This is a genomic window from Streptomyces sp. L7 (assembly GCF_050990935.1).
Classification (GTDB): domain Bacteria; phylum Actinomycetota; class Actinomycetes; order Actinomycetales; family Microbacteriaceae; genus Leifsonia.
On sequence record NZ_CP194644.1, the window covers coordinates 1,975,683 to 1,993,149 of the forward strand.

Consider the following 17,467-nt stretch of genomic DNA (forward strand, 5'->3'; position numbering starts at 1 on the left):
CGATTCAATGCGATGATGAATGAAGACTTGTTCTTGCATAGAAATGCAATCTGATGGGAAGCCATGATTCACCTAGACCCTCCTCCCGCGCTGAGTGTCGACGAACACGCACGTCTCCGCTGGCTGACGGCCCGGAACGAGATCGCCGCTGCCGACCCCGCGACGCAGAATGAACTCCTCCACACGTGGGCGAACGGCATACGCCGTTCGGTCGTGAGCATGATCGACCGCGCGCAGCTCGGCCATATCGGCGGCGACTTCTCCGTGACCGACATCCTCACCGTCGCCTACCTGGCGGTCCTCGACGTCGACCCCGCGACACCCGCAGCAGCCGGCCGCGACCGATTCATCCTTTCCAAAGGACACTGCTCGGCCGCGCTCTACTCCACCCTCGCCTCCTGCGGCTTCTTCGCACCCGACCGCCTCTCTTCGTTCATGGAGCCTCTGTCACCGCTCAACGGCCACCCGAACCGCAACAAAGTCCCCGGCGTGGAAACGAACACCGGACCGCTCGGTCACGGACTGCCGGTCGCCGTCGGCGCGGCCATCGGAGCCAAGCTCAACGGCGATGGAAGCCGGGTGATCGTGGTCACCGGCGACGGCGAACTGCAGGAGGGCTCCAACTGGGAGGCCTTCATGTCCGCCGCTCACTTCGGACTCGACAACCTCACCGCCGTGGTCGACCGCAACCGGCTGCAGCAGGGCGCGCGCACCGAAGACACCAATCGGCTCGACCCGCTCGATCACAAGCTGGCGTCGTTCGGCTGGGAGGTCCGCGAAATCGACGGGCACGACTACTCCCAGTTGCTTGCCGCGTTCGGCCCCTCCAGCACAGGCGAACCCGTCGCCGTGATCGCGAACACGATCAAAGGCAAGGGCGTCTCATTCATCGAAGACCGCGTCGAATGGCACCACAAGGTTCCTTCCGCCGAGCAGGTCGAGCAGGCCCTGAAGGAGCTGGCATGACTACCACCGAAGCCCCTGTCCAGACCTATGACAACCGGGTCGCGTTCGCCGAAGAGCTCATTGCGCTGGCGGAACAGGACTCCCGCATCGTCGCGGTCTGCAACGACTCGGTCGGATCCAGCAACCTCGGCGGCTTCCGCGAGCGATTCCCCGACCGGCTGATCAACGTCGGAATCGCGGAGCAGAACATGGTGGGGGTCGGCGCCGGTCTGGCCAACGCCGGACTGATCCCGTTCGTCTGCGGAGCCGGTCCCTTCCTCACGGGGCGAGCCCTCGAACAGGTCAAGGCCGACGTCGCGTACAGCCGGCTGCCGGTGATCCTGTGCGGGATGAGCCCCGGCGTCGCTTACGGCGAGCTCGGCCCCACCCACCACTCGATCGAGGACTACTCGTGGCTCCGGGCCCTTCCCGGCCTGGATATCGTCGTCCCGGCCGACCGCAGCCAGACCGTTGCAGCTATTCGTAGCGCCGTAGAGAACCCTCGGCCGACGTACATCCGCGTCGGCCGCTACAAGGTGCCGGATCTCCCCTCGGAGACCTCCACACTCGATCGTGGCCGGTTCCAGCAACTCCGCGATGGGAGCGACGTCACCATCATCGCCGCCGGCACCATGGTGTCCCGAGCGCTCGCGGCCGCCGATCTGCTCGAGGCAGACGGAACGTCGGCACGCGTTCTCAACGCCGTCTATCTCGCTCCTCTCGACATCGACGCGATCAACGACGCCGCCGGCCACACCCGTGCGATCGTCACGGTGGAGGAGGCCAATGTCGCCGGCGGGCTCGGCGCGGCAGTCGCCTCTGCCGTCGTCGCCGGAGCGGACCGCGTGCCGGTCGAGATTCTCGGCTTCCGCGAATTCGCCCCGACGGGCAGTGCTACCTTCCTCCTGGAGTACGCCGGGCTCACAGCCCCTGACATCCACACCGCGGCCCTGCGAGCATTGTCCCGATGAAGCACAACCACGACGGAGTGATCCTCACGGTCGACCAGGGCACCGGCTCGACCAAGGGGTTGGCCATCGCCGCATCCGGTGAGCTGCTCGGCACCGCATCCGTCCCCATCGGACAGTCCCATCCCCAGCCGGGATGGGTCGAACAGGATGCATTCGAGATCGCACGCTCGGTGGAGTCCGTGCTGGCCACCCTCCGGGCTCAGACCGACGCGCCTGTCGCCGGGATCGCGCTCAGCACACAGCGCGAGTCCGCGGTCGTCTGGGACACTGCGACCGGCACACCGCTCGGCCCCGTGCTCGGATGGCAGGACCGCAGAACCAGCGACACCGCCGAGAAGCTCAACGCGTCGATGGTCGGTCAGGAGGTCTGGGACCTCTCCGGGCTGCCGGTCGATGCGATGTTCTCCGCTCTGAAGTTCTCCTGGATACTCGACCGCATCGACCCCGATCGTCGGCGCGCAGCAGCCGGCGAGATCACCCTCGGCACCGTCGACGCATGGCTGCTGAACGACCTGACAGGGGAACGACGCATCGAACGCGGAAATGCCAGCCGCACTCAGCTGGTCGACTTCCGCACGGGTCAGTGGAGCGATCTGCTTCTCGAGGTCTTCGATATCCCACGGGCCGCGTTGCCCGACATCGTCGACTCCGATACTCGGAGTGAACCTCTCACGGATCCGCGCCTCGAGGGGGCTCCGGTGAGGAGCGTCTTCGGCGACTCGCACGCCGCACTGTTCGGCCACGGGATCCGACGCGAGGGCGCCGTCAAAGTCACCTACGGAACCGGCTCTTCGGTGATGGGACTCACCGACGCCGTCCGTTCCGGGTCGCTGGCGAACACCATCGCATGGTCGCGGTCCGGAGCCCTCGCCCACGCATTCGAAGGCAACATCCTCTCTACCGGTGGCACTCTCGTCTGGCTCGCCGATCTCCTCCGAACCGACGTCGCCGAACTGATCAGCCTCGCCGAGAACGCCCCTCCTGCCCCCGTCGACCTCGTCCCGGCATTCGGCGGGCTCGCCGCCCCCTGGTGGGACGACAGCGCGGTCGGTCTCATCAGCGGGCTGACGTTGGGCACGACGCGGGCTGAGCTCGCACGCGCAGCTCTCGAATCCATCGCTCTCCAGATCGAAGACGTGCTCGCCGCCGCGGACCGAAGCGGAGCGTCACGCATCGACGAGGTCTACGTCGACGGCGGCCCCGCGCAGAACGACTTCGTCATGCAGCTGCAGGCCGACCTCTCCGGCCGAACGATCATCCGGCCCGAGCTGAGCGCGCTGTCTGCGCTGGGGGCAGCCTGGCTGGCAGGCCAAAGCGCCGGAATGTGGAACGACGAAACACCTCCCTGGAGCACCAACAACTCGAAATTCGAGCCGCAGAGCCTCTTCTCCGAACGCTCAACGCGAAACGGCCGTTGGCAGACGGCGATCGACCGGTCTCGACTACGCCCGACCAAACGTCCTGACTTCACCACAGACACGCTGAAGGAGATCTCATGAGCAACCAGAAGTACGGTGCCGGCATCTGGCACTTCGCGACCTATGTGGACCGCTACGCCACCGACGGCTACGGCGAGCCGCGCACCATCATCGACGCCATCGACCTCGCCGGCCAGGTCGGCGACCTCGATGTCGTCGACCTGAACTACCCGTTCTTCGGCGGCGACTTCAGCAACGAGCAGATCAAAGAGGCGCTCGACCGCAACAAGCTCTCCGTCATCGGCATCACGCCGGAGATCTACACGCGCGTCTTCGCCAAGGGGTCCTTCACCAACCCCGACCCGGGCGTCCGCCGGCTCGCGCACGAGCTGATCACCGACGCCGCGAACCAGGTGCGCGCGTTCGGCGCCGAGTACGTGAAGCTGTGGCCCGGGCAGGACGGCTGGGACTACCCGTTCCAGGTCGACCACGGCGCGCTGTGGAAGGCGTCGCTCGACGGCGTCGGGCAGCTGGCGAGCGAGAACCCGGACCTGAAGTTCGTCATCGAGTACAAGCCGCGCGAGCCGCGCGTGCACATGAGCTTCGACTCGGTCGCCCGCACCCTGCTCGGCATCGAGAAGATCGGCCTCCCCAACGTGGGCATCCTGCTCGACTTCGGGCACGCGCTCTTCGGTGGGGAGTCCCCGGCCGACTCGGCCCAGCTCGCGATCGACTACGGCCGGCTGTTCGGGATGGATGTCAACGACAACCTCCGCTCGTGGGACGACGACATGATCGCCGGCACGGTGCACCCGATCGAGCTGTTCGAGTTCTTCGTCACCCTGCGCAAGAACGGCTGGGAGGGCGTCTGGCAGCTGGACCAGTTCCCGTTCCGCGAAGACTCGGTCGGTGCTGCGAAGTCGGCGATCCGCTTCCTCAAGAAGGTGGAGGAAGGCCTCGACAGGCTCGACTTCGACGCGCTGGCGCAGGCGCAGTCGAGACAGGACGCCGTGACCGCGATGACGCTCGCGCAGAACGCCCTCTACGGCTGGTGACGCACGAAAGTCTCCTTTCCGCCGCAGCTAGAGTGGGCGCCATGAGCGATTCGGCGAGTCCCGCCTCCCCGTGCAGTTCGCCGACGAACGTTTGTCGCTCGTCACCAAGGTGGCCAAGCTGTACCACGAGGCGGGGCTGCGCCAGCCGGAGATCGCCGAGAGACTGAACCTCTCTCAATCGCGGGTGTCCCGACTGCTCAAGCAAGCCACGGAATCGGGCATCGTGCGGACAGTGGTCGTCTCTCCCGCCGGGCTCTACGCGGACATCGAGGAAGCGCTCACCGAACGCTACGGGCTGATGGACGCCGTCGTGGCGGAGCCGATCGCGCCGGACGACCTGTCGATGCTCGCCGCACTCGGGTCGGCCGCAGCCACCTACCTGGAGAGCGCCCTGTCCACCGCGGAACGGATCGGTATCTCCTCGTGGTCCCAGACCCTCCTGGCGACAGTCAATTCGATGGCTCCGATCGGGCCGGTCCGCGTCTCCCGCGAGGTCGTCCAGGTTCTCGGTGGCGTGGGCCGGCCGGACGTGCAGGTGCAGGCCAACCATCTCGCCGACCAATTCGCTCGGGTCACCGGAGGGACCCCCCGATTCTTCCCCGCCCCGGGCATCGTCGGGTCGAAGGCCGCCCGCGACGCACTCATGGACGATCGCTACTTGGGCTCCATGGTCGAGCAATGGCAGGACCTCAACGTCCTGCTGGCAGGCATCGGTGCGCTCGAACCCTCCACCCTGCTCGCCTCTTCCGGCAACGCGGTCGATGAGGTTGAGACCGAGGCGCTTCAGGCGGCCGGCGCCGTCGGCGATGTGTGCCTCCGCTTCTTCGATCAGAATGGCGAGCTCGTCCAGACCGACCTGAACGACCGAGTGCTCGGGATCACCAGCGAGGCGCTGCGCGCCATTCCCCGACGGATCGGCATCGCCGGCGGCGAGCGCAAGCACGCGGCCATCCGCGGCGCGGTGCGTGGCGGCTGGATCAACATCCTCATCACCGACCGGACGACAGCCATGCAGCTCCTCGCCGACGACTGAGCGCCGCCGGGCTCTGCGCATTCCCTCCCTACTTCAATCAAGGAACAAAGCTCATGAAGCGCCGAATCATCATCAACACGGACGCAAAGAACGAGGCCGACGACCAGTTCGCCGTCGTTCACGCGCTGCTCTCCCCCACACTGGATGTCGCCGGAATCATCCCGGCGCACTTCGGCACACGTCGCACCACCGAAAGCATGCTCGAAAGCCGGCACGAGGTCGACCTCCTCCTCGAGCTGATGGATCTGGACGGCCAGGTCGAAGTCGCCAACGGCGCCCCGCGCGCTTTGGACGACGCGGCCATCCCCGTCGACTCCGATGGTGCACGCCTGATCATCCGCGAAGCCCACAAGAAGGGTCCGCTCTTCGTGACCTTCCTCGGCCCGCTCACCGATATGGCCAGCGCAATCCTCCTCGACCCCTCGATCATCGAAAACTCCGACCTGACGGTGGTCTGGATCGGGGGCAGCCCGCACGACGGCGTTCACGGCGGCGAACCGCATGGCGAGTTCAACGCGAGCAACGACGTCATCGCAGCCAATGTGGTGCTCGCCTCCGGTCTGACGGTGTGGCAGATCCCCTGGACGGTTTACAGCATGGTCTCCGTCGGCTTTGCCGAACTCGACGAGCGCGTCGCTCCGTACGGGCAGCTCGGCGAATACCTCGTGCAGCAGCTGAAAGAGTGGAATGCCGCCTACGTGCAGCCCGAGCGGGAATGCCATTCGCTCGGCGACTCGCCGGCGATCGGTGTCGTCTTGAATCCGGGGGTGCCGTCTGGCGCCACCATCCGGTGCGGCGAATCGACGCGGACGGCAGGCTGATGAGTCTGATCGTGGAAGGCCGGACCGTGAGAGTCGCGGACAGTGTCGACGTCCGCTACCTGCTCGAAGACATGTTCGCCAAGATCAAGCGCTTCGCCGCCTCGAACACGTGAGCTTCGCTCCGCTACGAGAGAATCGACAATGTGGCCTCGATGCGAGTAACACTGACCGACATCGCGAAAGCGGCGGGTGTCTCGGTTTCCACCGCGTCACGGGCTCTCACCGGGCGAGGCGACCTCACCCCCTGACGCGAAATCGTGTTCTGCGGGCAGCGAGCGAGCTGGGCTACGACGCAGGGCAGACAGCCAAGGGCCGTCCGACCACACGTGACCTGCGGCTCATCGAGCTCGTGCTCGGCAGCTTCGACGACGCGTGGACCGACGCGATCGTGGCCGGCGCGCGACAAGGCGCCTTCGAGCACGGATTCGATCTGGTCCTCACGCTCGAACGTGACGATCCCACCGACGACTGGCCGACCCGGGTGGCACGACGACGCCCCTCAGGCGTGATCCTGGGGATCATCCGCCCCACGACGCGTCAGTTGGACGAGTTGGCTGTGGCCCGCATCCCGATCGTCCTCCTCGACCCGCAGTCGGATCCGCACGGGCAGCTCGCGAGCATCGGAACCACCGACTGGCAGGGCGGCTACGACGCCGGCACACTCCTCGCCGCCACGCCGGTCGAACGTTTCGCCGTCGTGTGCGGAACACCCGCCTTCCGGTTCGGCCGGGCCCGTGAAGACGGATTCCGTTCCGCGATCGCCGACCACCGGGGCGACGTCTCGATCAGCAGGGTCGACTCGAGTTGGTCAGGCGCGGACGTCACCCCGGAGCTGCGCCGCGCCCTCAGCGAGTCGGACACGCCCATCGGGGTCTTCGCCTGCAACGACGAGATGGCGCTCACCGTCTACCGCGCGGCACAGGACCTGCGGCTGCGGATCCCTCAGGACGTCAGCGTGGTCGGCTACAACGACGAACCCAGGGCAGCCCTCGCCACCCCACCGCTCAGCTCGGTCAGTCAACCGCTCCAGGCGATGGCCCAGCGGGCAGTGCAGCTGGTCAGCGAGCTCCGGATTCGTGACCAGGAGCGCTTCGAACGGATCGAGCTCGCGACCAGGCTCATCGTGCGGGAGTCAACGCTTCCTCCGCGGACTCCGCACTGACGACCGATCCGGTGAATGCGCCATGAAGCGGTAGGTATCGCACCGACCGCACGACCGACCGGGAGCCACTCGCCCCCAGCGCCAGCATGCGTCCGGTGAAACCGCCGGCGACCTCGGTGGAGAGGTACCGTCCATCCAATCGTGCCACCGTATGCAGTCCCACGCCGTCGCGGTAGGCCAGCACGATGTCGTCCGGACCGCCGTGCCCGAACGGAACCGTCGGAGACTCCGCTGCCACGCTTGCGATGACCAGCGAGATCTCGTCCGGTCCGACGGCGACCCGGGCCACATCCGAAATCGCGTCGCCGATACGGACGCTCGCTGTGAGCGTCCCCTCCCGCCATTCGAGGCCGTACCAGTGCCGATCGTCCATGCGGAGGCGGAGTCGTCCCGAGTCCAGGAACCACGCTTCTGCGCTCCAGCTCAGGTCGCGCACCCGACGACACAGCAGCGCCGCATCCGATCCGTCGCCCGGCACCAGGTCGGCGCCTCCGCCCGGCAGCGGCGTGAGCACCGCTGCGGGATCGCCTCCCGGGCTCACCCAGTCCGGTGCGAGAGCGGCGCCGGAGAAGTCCTCGACGAAGGAGGTCTCCGCCGCCCCGACCGCGTAACGGTTCTCGTCGAAGACGGGCCATCCGTCGACCCAGTCGACACCCGCCACGAACGTCTCCCGGCCCAGAACGTGGAAGCCGGGTGTGGAGCCGCTCGGCCTCACTCCCAGGTACACGGCCGCCCAGCGCCCGTCGGGCGTCTCGACGAGATCGGCGTGGCCGACGTTCTGAACCGGGTGCCCGCTGCTGCGGTGCGTGAGGATCGGGTTCCACGGGCAGGGATCGAAGGGACCCGCCGGGGAACTGGACCGCGCGACGGTCACGCTGTGCCCTCTCTCGGTTCCGCCCTCCGCGAGAAACAGGTACCAGAAGTCGCCGATCCGATACAGGTGAGGACCCTCGGGAGCGACCATGCCGGTCCCCTGCCAGACCGCGTAGTCCGACCCGAGAAGCCGCCCCGTCCCGAGATCGATCGGCGCCTGGCGGATGCCTCGGCCACCGTCCTCGAAGTTCAGCGCGTTCCAGGTCAGGTAGCACGTTCCGTCCTCGTCCCAGCACACGTCGGGATCGATTCCGACGGCGCCCGGGACGAAGACCGGATCGCTCCACCCGTTCGCGGGATCGTCGGTGCTCAGGATGACCTGCCCGTGATCGAAATCGCTGACATTGGTCGTGATGAACCAGAACCGGCCGTCGTGATGACGAAGAGTCGACCCGTAGATCCCGGTCGACGGACCGTCGAGGCCGTGGAGGAACTGGCTGCGACGATCCAGGATGTTGCCCACCTGCGTCCACTCGAGCAGATCCCCGCTTCGGAACAGCGGCGCCCCGGGGAAGTACTCGAAGCTGGAGTTGGCGAGATAGTAGTCGCCCCCGACCTTGCAGATGGTCGGGTCCGGATGGAAGCCGGGCAGGATGGGTCGCATAAGCACACCCTGAATCGGAGTCGTCGACGAGTCCAGCCGATCACCCACTATTGCGCAAAAGGCACTGACCCGATTCGAGAGCACAGAGAATGGAGAGCGTCACACGTCCAAGGAGGCCAGTTGCCCAGCGTTGCGCCGTGGAAGCCCCTCGAACTCGAGTTCTCAAGCGCCCTCCCCTACGCCGACCCCTACTCCGATGTGGACGTCACCGTCACCTTCGCGTCACCGTCAGGCGGCACACTGTCGCGGCCGGCGTTCTGGGATGGCGCACGAACGTGGCGGGTGCGGTTCGCGCCGACCGAGCCGGGTCGCTGGACCTACTCGACAAGCGCCACAGTACCGACGGATGCCGGCCTGCACGGTGTCACCGGAGCGGTCGACTGTCTCGCCGACGATGCCGCCGGCGGCAGTCGCGGCTTCTTGGAGGCGGCTCCGTCCGGACGTCACCTCCAGCGCCGTGACGGGACGCCGTTCTTCTGGCTGGCGGACACGCACTGGCGCTTCGCCCGGGAGCGGTGGGAGGAATCCAACAAGCCCGGTTGGTCATCCCAGTTCCGCGACACCGTCGATCTGCGCGTACGTCAAGGGTTCACCGTCTACCAGGGGAATCTGCTCTCCTACTCGCCCCCCGACTTCTGGTCCACGGCCGCCGGCCGCTCCACGATCGATGTCGCGTTCTTCCGCGACGTCGTGGATCCGCGGATGGCCTATATCGCAGAGGCGGGACTCGTCCACGCTCTCGGCCTCGGCTGGCATCACGCCGCCGATGGCGACCCCGCTGCGCTGATCCGCCTCGCCCGGTACGTCGTCGCCCGCTACGGCGCATACCCCGTGGTGTGGACACTGGGCGGGGAGGCCGCGGGATACGACGCCGCTCGACGCACCGACCGCATCGCCGCCTGGCGCGACGTCGCTCTCACCATCAGGGACCACGACGACTACCGCCACCCGATCACGGCCCACCTGACCACCGAGAGACCGATCGCCGACTACTACCAGGACGAGGACTGGCTGACTTTCACGCTCAACCAGCTCGGCCACGGCGACCTCGACATGAGCCCGTCGCACTGGACAGAGCACCTGACCCGGTACCCCGGCCGGCCCCTCGTCGAAGGAGAGAGCTTCTACGAAGGCCTCATCAGCGTCGAACCCACCGGTCGCCGCCCGGTCACCGACGTGATGATGCGCCAGGTCGCGTATCGCGCCATCCAGTCCGGTTGCTGCGGGTACAGCTACGGCGCCCAGGGCTGCTGGAACGGCGCATGGGACCGGTCCGTGTCGGAGATGTCCTGGGGCTCGCTCGCCTGGTACGAGGGCGTCGACCTTCCCGGCGGTCGGCAGCTGGGCTACATGCGCCAGCTCTACGAGTCCCTGCCGTGGACCGCGCTGCGCCCGGCGGCCCACCTGTTCACGGCCGACAGCGGCATCAACCAGACCTTCTATCGGCCGTTGGTCGCAGCGGACGACAGCACCAGCACAGTCGTCCTCCACTTCGGGGAGACCTATCGGCCCGACGAAGGAGGCGGCGTGCTCCGCGATCTGGCCGGATCCGCGTATCGGGTCGAGTGGTTCGATCCGAGAACGGGCGAGCGGTCCGCCGTCGCGGCCGAGGCTCGTCCTCTCGACGGGCGCCTCCCCGTCCCGCCCACACCATCGCCTGAAGACTGGGTGCTCATCGCGCGCACAGTCGAATCGGAGAACACATGAAAACGTCCTTCAACGCCGACTGGATCGTCCGGCCGAATGTCAGCATCTTCACCCAGCTCAACGCTGACGCGGACGAGTCCGAGACGATCACCCTTCCCCACGACGCGATGCTCGATCTTCCGCGGGACCCGTCGATCGGCCCATCGACCGGATACTTCTCCGGCGGTTCCGTCGCCTACACGAAGCAGTTCGACGTGCCCGACGAATGGCGGGACAAGAGGGTCAGCGTCGAGTTCCAGGGGGTCTATCGCGACGCGACGGTGTTCGTGAACGGCGCGTACCTCGGTCAGCGCCCCTCCGGCCACAGCCCGTTCCGGATCGCCCTCGACCCGGCGCTGCGCTACGGCGAGACGAACGAGATCCGGGTCGAGGCCCGAGCCCACGAAGACGCCCGATGGTATTCGGGGCTGGGGATCTACCGCGACACCGTCCTCACCGTCTCCGGCCTGCTGCACCTGAAGGCGGACGGAATCCAGGTCACGACGCCGGACGTGGACGACGAGCGCGCGGTCGTCGAGGTCTCGACCACGCTGCTGAACGAGGGCGTGAACACGCGCACCGTCCGCGTCGCGATCGACATCGTGGACGCGGAGGGACAGACCGTCGCGAGCGGCTCCAGTCCGGTGACCCTCGCTCCCGGCGAGACGGCCACCGCGCACCAGAGGCTGTATGTGTCCACTCCACGCCTGTGGGAGCTGGACTCCCCCACCAGTACTCCGCGCAGATCCAGGTCACGGACGGCGACGAAGCTGTCGACGAAGACACCGTGCGATTCGGCATACGGACGCTCCGACTGGATCCGACGCACGGGCTGCGCCTCAACGGCACGCCCATCAAGCTCCGTGGCGCCTGCGTGCACCATGACAACGGGGTTCTCGGCGCTGTCTCGATCTACCGCGCAGAAGAGCGTCGAGTCGAGCTGCTCAAAGCGGCCGGTTTCAACGCGATCCGGGCTGCGCACACCCCCTCAGTCCTGCGGCGCTGGACGCCTGCGACCGGCTGGGGATGCTGGTCGTCGATGAGGCGTTCGACATGTGGACCAAGGGTAAGAATCCCTTCGACTATTCGCTGGCCTTCCCCGAGTGGTGGGAGCGCGACATCGAAGCGATGGTCGCGAAGGACATCAACCGGCCGTCGGTCGTCATGTACTCGATCGGCAACGAAGTCCTCGACGCCGGCAACGCGCTCGGCGCCCGGTGGGGTCGACGACTCGCGGAGAAGGTCCGCGCGCTCGATCCCACGCGCTTCGTCACCAATGGGATCAGCGGCTTCGTCGCCACGATCTCCGACATCCTGCCGGAGTTCCGGGCGCAGGCGGGCGAGCTCAGCACGCAGGTCGGCGTCAACGACCTGATGTCGCAGCTCGGCGACCTCATGGACCAGATCTCCCTCTCCGACGTCGTCACCGACAAGACCGAGGAGTCGCACTCCGTCGTCGACGTCGTCGGCCACAACTACGCTCACGAACGGTATCTCGCCGACGCGAAGCGGTTCCCCGACCGGGTGCTGATGGGCACCGAGACCCTCGCGAAGAAGATCGACGAGATCTGGCCGCTCGTCACTGAGAACGCCCACGTCATCGGCGACTTCACCTGGACCGGCTGGGACTACCTCGGCGAGGCGGGACTGGGCCTGGTCGCGTACGCGGACGCCGACGCGGACAGCCCTGCCGACCCTCAGGCGTTCCCTACTCTGCTGGCGTGGGCCGGCGACATCGACATCACCGGTCACCGTCGTCCGGCGTCCTACTACCGGGAGATCGTCTTCGGGCTGCGCACCGCTCCCTACATCGCCGTGCACCGCCCTGAAGCGCGCAGCGGAAAGGCAACGGCGCACAGTTGGGCCTGGACCGACACCATCGGATCGTGGACGTGGAACTCCGCCCCCGACACTCCGCTGACCGTCGACGTCTACAGCCCTTCGCCGGAGATCGAGCTCATCCTCAACGGGCGGTCGCTCGGCCGTCGTCGAACGGAACGTCATATCGCCGGTTTCGAGGTTCCGTATGAAGCCGGGACGCTCGAAGCGGTGGCCATCGACAACGGCACCGAAGTCGGCAGACACGCACTCGTCTCAGCGGGCCCGGTGCGGGCCCTGCGCGTCGCGGCCGACCGGCCGGAGATCCGCTCGGACGACTCGGACCTCTCCTACGTCACCGTCGAGCTCGTTGACCCGGACGGTGTGGTCTCGACCCTCGGCGACCGTCCGGCCATCGTCACTGTCGCGGGGGCAGGTGTGCTTCAGGGGTTGGGAAGCGCCAGGCCCGTGACCGACGAGAGCTACACCGCCGAGACGCACACGACCTTCGAAGGACGTGCACTGGCCGTGATCAGACCAACCGGAACGGGTCCCATCGAGATCACGGTGACCGCGGACGGTCTGGCCCCGGTCACCGTGACCGTGACAGCGGTCTGAGCGTCAGTCCCTGCTCAGCCGCGTCACCGTCCAAGGACGCACGACCAACCAGAGTGCGAGCATCGCAACGATCATCGCCGTGACGACGATGATGCCGAGGCTCGCAGCACCCGCTTTCCCGAGAAGGCCCGGGAGCGGCGACACGACGCCTCCGGCGATGGAGTTCGCGAAGCCCGTGATCGCCGCGGCCGACCCAGCACGCCCCCGGTGGTCCTTGAGCGTGAGGATGGACACGCAGGGGTTGGCGAACCCGGATGCCGAGACGAAGACGAAACTCACGGCCGCGACGCTCAGGAAAGGCGCGTGCGACAGGCCCAGCAGCGTCAGCGCTGCACCGCTCGCGAGCATGACGGTCAGCACACCCGCCAACATCCATGCCGGCTCCAACCATCGCATCAGCCGCGCCGAGACCTGCGTCGCGGCCAGCAGACCGAGCGCGTTGACGGCGAACAGCAGGCCGAATTGCTGAGCATCCAGGCCGAACCCGTCCTGGAAGATGAATGGCGTCGTCGACAGGTAGGTGATCACCGTGGCGAAAACCATGGCGGCGATCACCGCGACACCCACGAAGGCGCGATCAGCCAGGATGATGCGCACCCTGGCGTGCATCGTGACTCGCTCGGACTCCCCCTGCACATGCGCCTGCAATGTCTCGGGCACCACGAGTGTGCAGGCGATCACGATCGCGAGACCGAAGCCGGCGAGCAGCCAGAACACCCCTCGCCACGACATCACCAGGAGGAGCTGGGACCCGAGGACCGGGGCGATGATCGGCGCCAGTCCGCCGATCATCGCGATGCTGGCGAGCATGCGGACGAGCCGATAGCCGCCGAACAGGTCCCGGATGATCGCCACGGTCACGACAGCGCTCGCAGAGGCACCGATGCCCTGACCGAAACGCGCCGCCGCCACGATCACGATCCCGGGCGCGAGCGCCACCGCGCAGCTGGCCACCACGTGCAGACCCGTCGCGAGCACGAGCGGAACACGCCGGCCGAACGCATCGCTCAACGGACCCACCACGATCTGCCCGACGCCCATTCCGATGGCTGTCGCCGTCAGAGTGAGCTGCACACCCGCCTGCGACGCGGACAGGTCACGCTGCACCTCGGGAAACGCCGGCAGATAGAGGTCCATCGTGAACGGGCCGAGCATCGTCAGCGCCCCGAGAACCACGGCCAGCACCCAGCGCCTGTCCGGTTCGGCGGCGGGAACGGCGGCGACGACAGGCGGACGCGCCGCCCTCGCAATCGGGCCGACCTGCGTCGGAGGCGGGGTCATCCTCGACTCGCGCGCTGGGAGGGATCGGCGGCGTAGAACGCTCTCGATGCCCCGTCGACCAGCAGGTCGGAGGTGACGGTGAACACGTCCGCGAGCCGGAGGTCCTCCGAGGACGCCCCGATGAACACGTCGACCTCACCCGCCTCCACGCGCCACTGGAGTGCGGAGTCGACGAACGCCAGCTGGCTCATCGACAGGGAGAACGACACCTCGGCGCTCTCCCCCGGCGCAAGCTGGACGCGGCGGAACCCCGCCAGTTCGAGGACCGGCCGGGACAGGGAGGCGTAACGGTCGCGGATGTAGAACTGGACGACCTCGGTGCCGGCCCGGTCCCCCGTGTTGCTGAGGGTGAACGTGACATCGACTGATCCGGAGGCGGCGATCTCGCGTTGCGACAACCGCAGTCCCGCGTACTCGAAGGTGGTGTAGGTCAGGCCGTGCCCGAACGGGTGTCGCGGGGTGTGCAGCGCATCGACGTATTCGGCGAAGCCGATGCTCGCGCCCTGGTGCCAGCTGGAGCCGTAGGGGTGCGCAGAGTAGATCGGCACCTGGCCTGCATTGCGGGCGATGCTGACCGGCAGCCGACCGCTCGGGTCGTAGGAGCCTGTCAGGACGTCGACGATCGCCTCCGCCCCGCACTCGGCCGGACTCCACGCCTCGACCAGGGCACTCAGGTGGGCGTCGGCCGCATCGCTCGAGATCGGCCGGCCATCCAGGTGGACGCCCACCAGTGGGACATCGAGGGCGGCCAGCTTCCCGATGAGCTGCTCCTGGCACGGCGGGAGGTTGATGTCGGTGGCATCGATCCCTTCTCCCATGGAGGCGATGGAGGCGGTCCCGTGCTTCCCGCCGAGGGTGAGGATGACCAGGTCGGCCTCTCGCGCCAGGGCGATCGCCTCCGCGTGTCCCGAATCGTCTACACCGGCGATCGGGTACCCGTAGGACCAGGAGATCTCGGTCTCCGGCAACCGGGCACGCAGCTCGTCGAGAAGCGTGCGGATGCCGGGCTTCTGCTGTTGGAGCAGGGCTTCGTACTCGGGGCCGTCCGAGGCCTCGATGGTCGTTCCCGGAATTGTGGCGGCGATCGAGCGATCGTCGTCCTGCCCCGTCAGACCCGCCATCGACGTGTGCACCGCGAGCTTGCCCTCGGCCATCGAGTAGTGGGTGTACCCGCCGAAGAAGAACCGGGCGCTGGCGGCGTGAGGGCCGATCACGGCGATCGTGCGGACGTCTCGGGCCAGCGGCAGCACGCCGCTGTTCTGCAAAAGCACGATCGATTCGCGTGCCGACTGCAGCGAGACGTCGCGGTCCGACGCGGTCGAGAATCGAGCGTCCCGCTCGGCGTTCTCGGGCGCGTACGGACGCTCGAACAGCCCCATCCGGAACTTGGTCGTGAGCACCGCCCGGACGGCGCGATCCAGGAGAGCCATGTCGGCGCGGCCGTCGGCGAACCACTCGCGCAGCTCCGGGCCGAACCCGCGCGGGACATGCAATTCGACGTCGAGACCGGCATGCAGAGCCGCAAGGCCTGCCTCGGGCAGCGACGCGGCGACGTGCTGAACCTCGTGCAGATTGCCGATCGCGCCGTAGTCCGACACGACGAGGCCCCGGAAGCCCATCTGCTCCCGCAGCAACGTCGTGAGAAGGGGAGCCGAGGCGGAGACCGGTTGACCGGCCACGGAGTTGTACGACGGCATCATGCCGAGCAGGCCCGCCTCGGTGATGGCCGCTTGGAACGGCTTGCCGTACACCTCCCGCAGCAGGCGGTCGGGAATGTCGCAATGGGCTCCATGGATGCCGCCCTCGGTGTGATGCGACCCGATGAAATGCTTGGCCACGGCTTCGGTGCGGCGGCCGTCGGCGTCCTCACGCTGCAGCCCGCGCACGGCTGCGACGCCCAGCGCGGCCGCGAGGGTGGGGTCTTCGCCGTAACTCTCTCCGTGCCGCCCCATCCGAGGGTCGCGAGAGACGTCGAGGACCGGCGCGAGCGTGTGGGTGATCCCCACCGCTCGCTCCTGCCGGCCCACGATCTCGGCGATCGCGTACTCCAAGTCGATGTCCCAGCTCGCGCCCCGCGCCAGCCCGGACGGGAAGCTCGTCGCTCCCGGCAGGTAGGCGCCGCACATCCCCTCCATGTGGAAGATGGCGGGGATGCCCAGGCGAGACGCCTCCATCGCCTCGGTCTGAACGCGTCGTTGGAAGGCGGTCACTTCGTCCAGGGTCCGCGCGGACCTCGTCTCCAGGCTCGACACTTCGCCGACACCGTGCGGAAACGCCTTCACGAAGTCCGACGTGTCGTTGATGTCGACGGGGAAGTAGCAGGACACCTGCGCCATCTTCTCGTCGAGTGTCAGCTGCGCGAGAAGCAGGTCGGCCCGCTCCGCGGGGTCGAGCTGCGGGTTGCGACCGCCCAGCGGCCGGAAACGGTCGGCGTGCGTTCGGAGGGTCGCCTCACTCGTCGCGTCGCCGTGCGCCTGGATCCGGTCTCCAGAAGTGTCGAGCCACGGCCGACCCGGTGTGATAGCTGTGCGGGCGATTTCAGTCATCGTCTGTTCCATCCGCCGGCTCTGGCAGCGGCCGGTGCGCCGCGCCGGTCGGGAACTGCCGGACTTCCTGAATCGATGCCCTCGCGACGGCTCAGTTCCGCGGCGGAGGATGCCCTTCAAGTATCAAGAGCGGCACGCCGGATCGTCCAATCAGAAACCGGCATTTGCGCAATCCTCTCCCGAGTAGTCGAGATTCTTTGTGTGCACGAACTCCGGCGTGAACTGGTGTCCCGAGCCGGTCGCCAGGGTCGAGTCCAGTGCGATCGACTCGGGGAGCGCGGCGTGGACTGTCGTGCGCTCACCCTCAGCCGAGCAACCCGGTTGAGCTCGACGCTCGGATGTCATCGGAGGCGAGGCCGACAGACAACGTCACAGGACCATGAGGCGCCACGCGGGCGCCATCGAGGCCGGTGTACGCAAGCCGGGTCACCGGGGCGCTGAGCCGAACTTCAGCAGTATCACCGGGCGCCAGCTCGACGCGCGCGAAGTCGAGCAACTGCCGAACCGGCCGCACGACCGGTGCGGTCGCGACGCGCGCGTAGAGCTGTACGATCGTCGCGCCCGCGCACGGCCCCGTGTTCGCCACCACAACGGACATCCCCAGCTCACCGGCACGGTCGGTAGCCTCGGAGCTGC

At 67.5% G+C, this 17,467-nt stretch carries 15 protein-coding genes; 11 read left to right on the forward strand and 4 right to left on the reverse strand.

The window, feature by feature from the left end; genetic code table 11:
• Positions 1-63: 63 nt before the first annotated feature.
• The 8 genes from ACR5MH_RS09925 (at position 64) to ACR5MH_RS09960 (ending at position 7,405) form a co-directional block, all read left to right on the forward strand.
• Positions 64-966, forward strand: a complete 903-nt coding sequence (locus ACR5MH_RS09925) for a transketolase (RefSeq protein WP_431347065.1) — start codon at positions 64-66, stop codon at positions 964-966.
• Positions 963-1,916 (forward strand): transketolase family protein, encoded by a 954-nt coding sequence (locus ACR5MH_RS09930; RefSeq protein ID WP_431347066.1) that lies wholly within the window; start codon positions 963-965, stop codon positions 1,914-1,916. Before ACR5MH_RS09925 ends, ACR5MH_RS09930 begins: the two co-directional genes overlap by 4 nt.
• Entirely contained in the window at positions 1,913-3,415 is a 1,503-nt protein-coding gene (locus ACR5MH_RS09935; protein ID WP_431347067.1) for an FGGY family carbohydrate kinase, read from the forward strand. The genes ACR5MH_RS09930 and ACR5MH_RS09935 overlap by 4 nt, the downstream gene beginning before the upstream one ends.
• A complete protein-coding gene (locus ACR5MH_RS09940; RefSeq protein WP_431347068.1) occupies positions 3,412-4,389 on the forward strand; it encodes a sugar phosphate isomerase/epimerase family protein in 978 nt (325 codons plus the stop codon). The genes ACR5MH_RS09935 and ACR5MH_RS09940 overlap by 4 nt, the downstream gene beginning before the upstream one ends.
• A 70-nt stretch (positions 4,390-4,459) precedes the next feature.
• Positions 4,460-5,422: a sugar-binding transcriptional regulator gene (locus tag ACR5MH_RS09945; protein ID WP_433862550.1), complete on the forward strand. Its 963-nt coding sequence runs from the start codon at positions 4,460-4,462 to the stop codon at positions 5,420-5,422.
• Between the two features lie 53 nt (positions 5,423-5,475).
• Complete coding sequence (locus ACR5MH_RS09950; RefSeq protein ID WP_431347070.1) at positions 5,476-6,243, forward strand: nucleoside hydrolase; 768 nt, start codon at positions 5,476-5,478, stop codon at positions 6,241-6,243.
• A 152-nt stretch (positions 6,244-6,395) separates the two neighbouring features.
• Positions 6,396-6,491 carry a LacI family DNA-binding transcriptional regulator gene (locus ACR5MH_RS09955; RefSeq protein ID WP_431347071.1) on the forward strand — a complete coding sequence of 32 codons (96 nt, stop codon included), beginning with the start codon at positions 6,396-6,398 and terminating at the stop codon, positions 6,489-6,491.
• A gap of 101 nt (positions 6,492-6,592) precedes the next feature.
• A complete protein-coding gene (locus tag ACR5MH_RS09960) occupies positions 6,593-7,405 on the forward strand; it encodes a substrate-binding domain-containing protein (RefSeq protein WP_431347072.1) in 813 nt (270 codons plus the stop codon).
• Here the strand turns inward: ACR5MH_RS09960 and ACR5MH_RS09965 are convergent.
• Complete coding sequence (locus ACR5MH_RS09965; protein ID WP_431347073.1) at positions 7,362-8,882, reverse strand: family 43 glycosylhydrolase; 1,521 nt, start codon at positions 8,880-8,882, stop codon at positions 7,362-7,364. The two genes, ACR5MH_RS09960 and ACR5MH_RS09965, sit on opposite strands and share 44 nt — an antisense overlap.
• A gap of 120 nt (positions 8,883-9,002) precedes the next feature.
• Between ACR5MH_RS09965 and ACR5MH_RS09970 the strand changes: the two genes are divergently transcribed.
• The 3 genes from ACR5MH_RS09970 to ACR5MH_RS09980 are packed head-to-tail and all read left to right on the forward strand — an operon-like array spanning position 9,003 to position 13,004.
• Positions 9,003-10,589: a DUF4038 domain-containing protein gene (locus ACR5MH_RS09970; RefSeq protein WP_431347074.1), complete on the forward strand. Its 1,587-nt coding sequence runs from the start codon at positions 9,003-9,005 to the stop codon at positions 10,587-10,589.
• Positions 10,586-11,611: a sugar-binding domain-containing protein gene (locus ACR5MH_RS09975; RefSeq protein ID WP_431347075.1), complete on the forward strand. Its 1,026-nt coding sequence runs from the start codon at positions 10,586-10,588 to the stop codon at positions 11,609-11,611. Before ACR5MH_RS09970 ends, ACR5MH_RS09975 begins: the two co-directional genes overlap by 4 nt.
• Positions 11,595-13,004, forward strand: a complete 1,410-nt coding sequence (locus ACR5MH_RS09980; RefSeq protein ID WP_433862551.1) for a DUF4982 domain-containing protein — start codon at positions 11,595-11,597, stop codon at positions 13,002-13,004. The genes ACR5MH_RS09975 and ACR5MH_RS09980 overlap by 17 nt, the downstream gene beginning before the upstream one ends.
• Before the next feature lie 3 nt (positions 13,005-13,007).
• Here ACR5MH_RS09980 and ACR5MH_RS09985 read toward each other — a convergent pair whose 3' ends face one another.
• The 3 genes from ACR5MH_RS09985 to ACR5MH_RS09995 form a co-directional block, all read right to left on the reverse strand.
• Positions 13,008-14,285, reverse strand: coding sequence for a multidrug effflux MFS transporter (locus tag ACR5MH_RS09985; protein ID WP_433862552.1), 1,278 nt, complete (start codon positions 14,283-14,285; stop codon positions 13,008-13,010).
• Complete coding sequence (locus ACR5MH_RS09990) at positions 14,282-16,831, reverse strand: glycoside hydrolase family 3 N-terminal domain-containing protein (RefSeq protein ID WP_431347080.1); 2,550 nt, start codon at positions 16,829-16,831, stop codon at positions 14,282-14,284. The genes ACR5MH_RS09985 and ACR5MH_RS09990 overlap by 4 nt, the downstream gene beginning before the upstream one ends.
• 304 nt (positions 16,832-17,135) lie before the next feature.
• Positions 17,136-17,429, reverse strand: coding sequence for a fibronectin type III-like domain-contianing protein (locus ACR5MH_RS09995; RefSeq protein WP_431349380.1), 294 nt, complete (start codon positions 17,427-17,429; stop codon positions 17,136-17,138).
• Positions 17,430-17,467: the final 38 nt, after the last annotated feature.

What these genes read in the sequence shown, in the direction of transcription:
- ACR5MH_RS09925 (WP_431347065.1), top strand. Translation starts at nt 64, where the DNA reads ATGATTCACCTAGACCCTCCTCCCGCGCTGAGTGTCGACGAACACGCA.
- ACR5MH_RS09930 (WP_431347066.1), top strand. Translation starts at nt 963, where the DNA reads ATGACTACCACCGAAGCCCCTGTCCAGACCTATGACAACCGGGTCGCG.
- ACR5MH_RS09935 (WP_431347067.1), top strand. Translation starts at nt 1,913, where the DNA reads ATGAAGCACAACCACGACGGAGTGATCCTCACGGTCGACCAGGGCACC.
- ACR5MH_RS09940 (WP_431347068.1), top strand. Translation starts at nt 3,412, where the DNA reads ATGAGCAACCAGAAGTACGGTGCCGGCATCTGGCACTTCGCGACCTAT.
- ACR5MH_RS09950 (WP_431347070.1), top strand. Translation starts at nt 5,476, where the DNA reads ATGAAGCGCCGAATCATCATCAACACGGACGCAAAGAACGAGGCCGAC.
- ACR5MH_RS09955 (WP_431347071.1), top strand. Translation starts at nt 6,396, where the DNA reads ATGCGAGTAACACTGACCGACATCGCGAAAGCGGCGGGTGTCTCGGTT.
- ACR5MH_RS09965 (WP_431347073.1), bottom strand. Translation starts at nt 8,882, where the DNA reads ATGCGACCCATCCTGCCCGGCTTCCATCCGGACCCGACCATCTGCAAG.
- ACR5MH_RS09975 (WP_431347075.1), top strand. Translation starts at nt 10,586, where the DNA reads ATGAAAACGTCCTTCAACGCCGACTGGATCGTCCGGCCGAATGTCAGC.
- ACR5MH_RS09980 (WP_433862551.1), top strand. Translation starts at nt 11,595, where the DNA reads ATGCTGGTCGTCGATGAGGCGTTCGACATGTGGACCAAGGGTAAGAAT.
- ACR5MH_RS09985 (WP_433862552.1), bottom strand. Translation starts at nt 14,285, where the DNA reads ATGACCCCGCCTCCGACGCAGGTCGGCCCGATTGCGAGGGCGGCGCGT.
- ACR5MH_RS09990 (WP_431347080.1), bottom strand. Translation starts at nt 16,831, where the DNA reads ATGACTGAAATCGCCCGCACAGCTATCACACCGGGTCGGCCGTGGCTC.
- ACR5MH_RS09995 (WP_431349380.1), bottom strand. Translation starts at nt 17,429, where the DNA reads ATGTCCGTTGTGGTGGCGAACACGGGGCCGTGCGCGGGCGCGACGATC.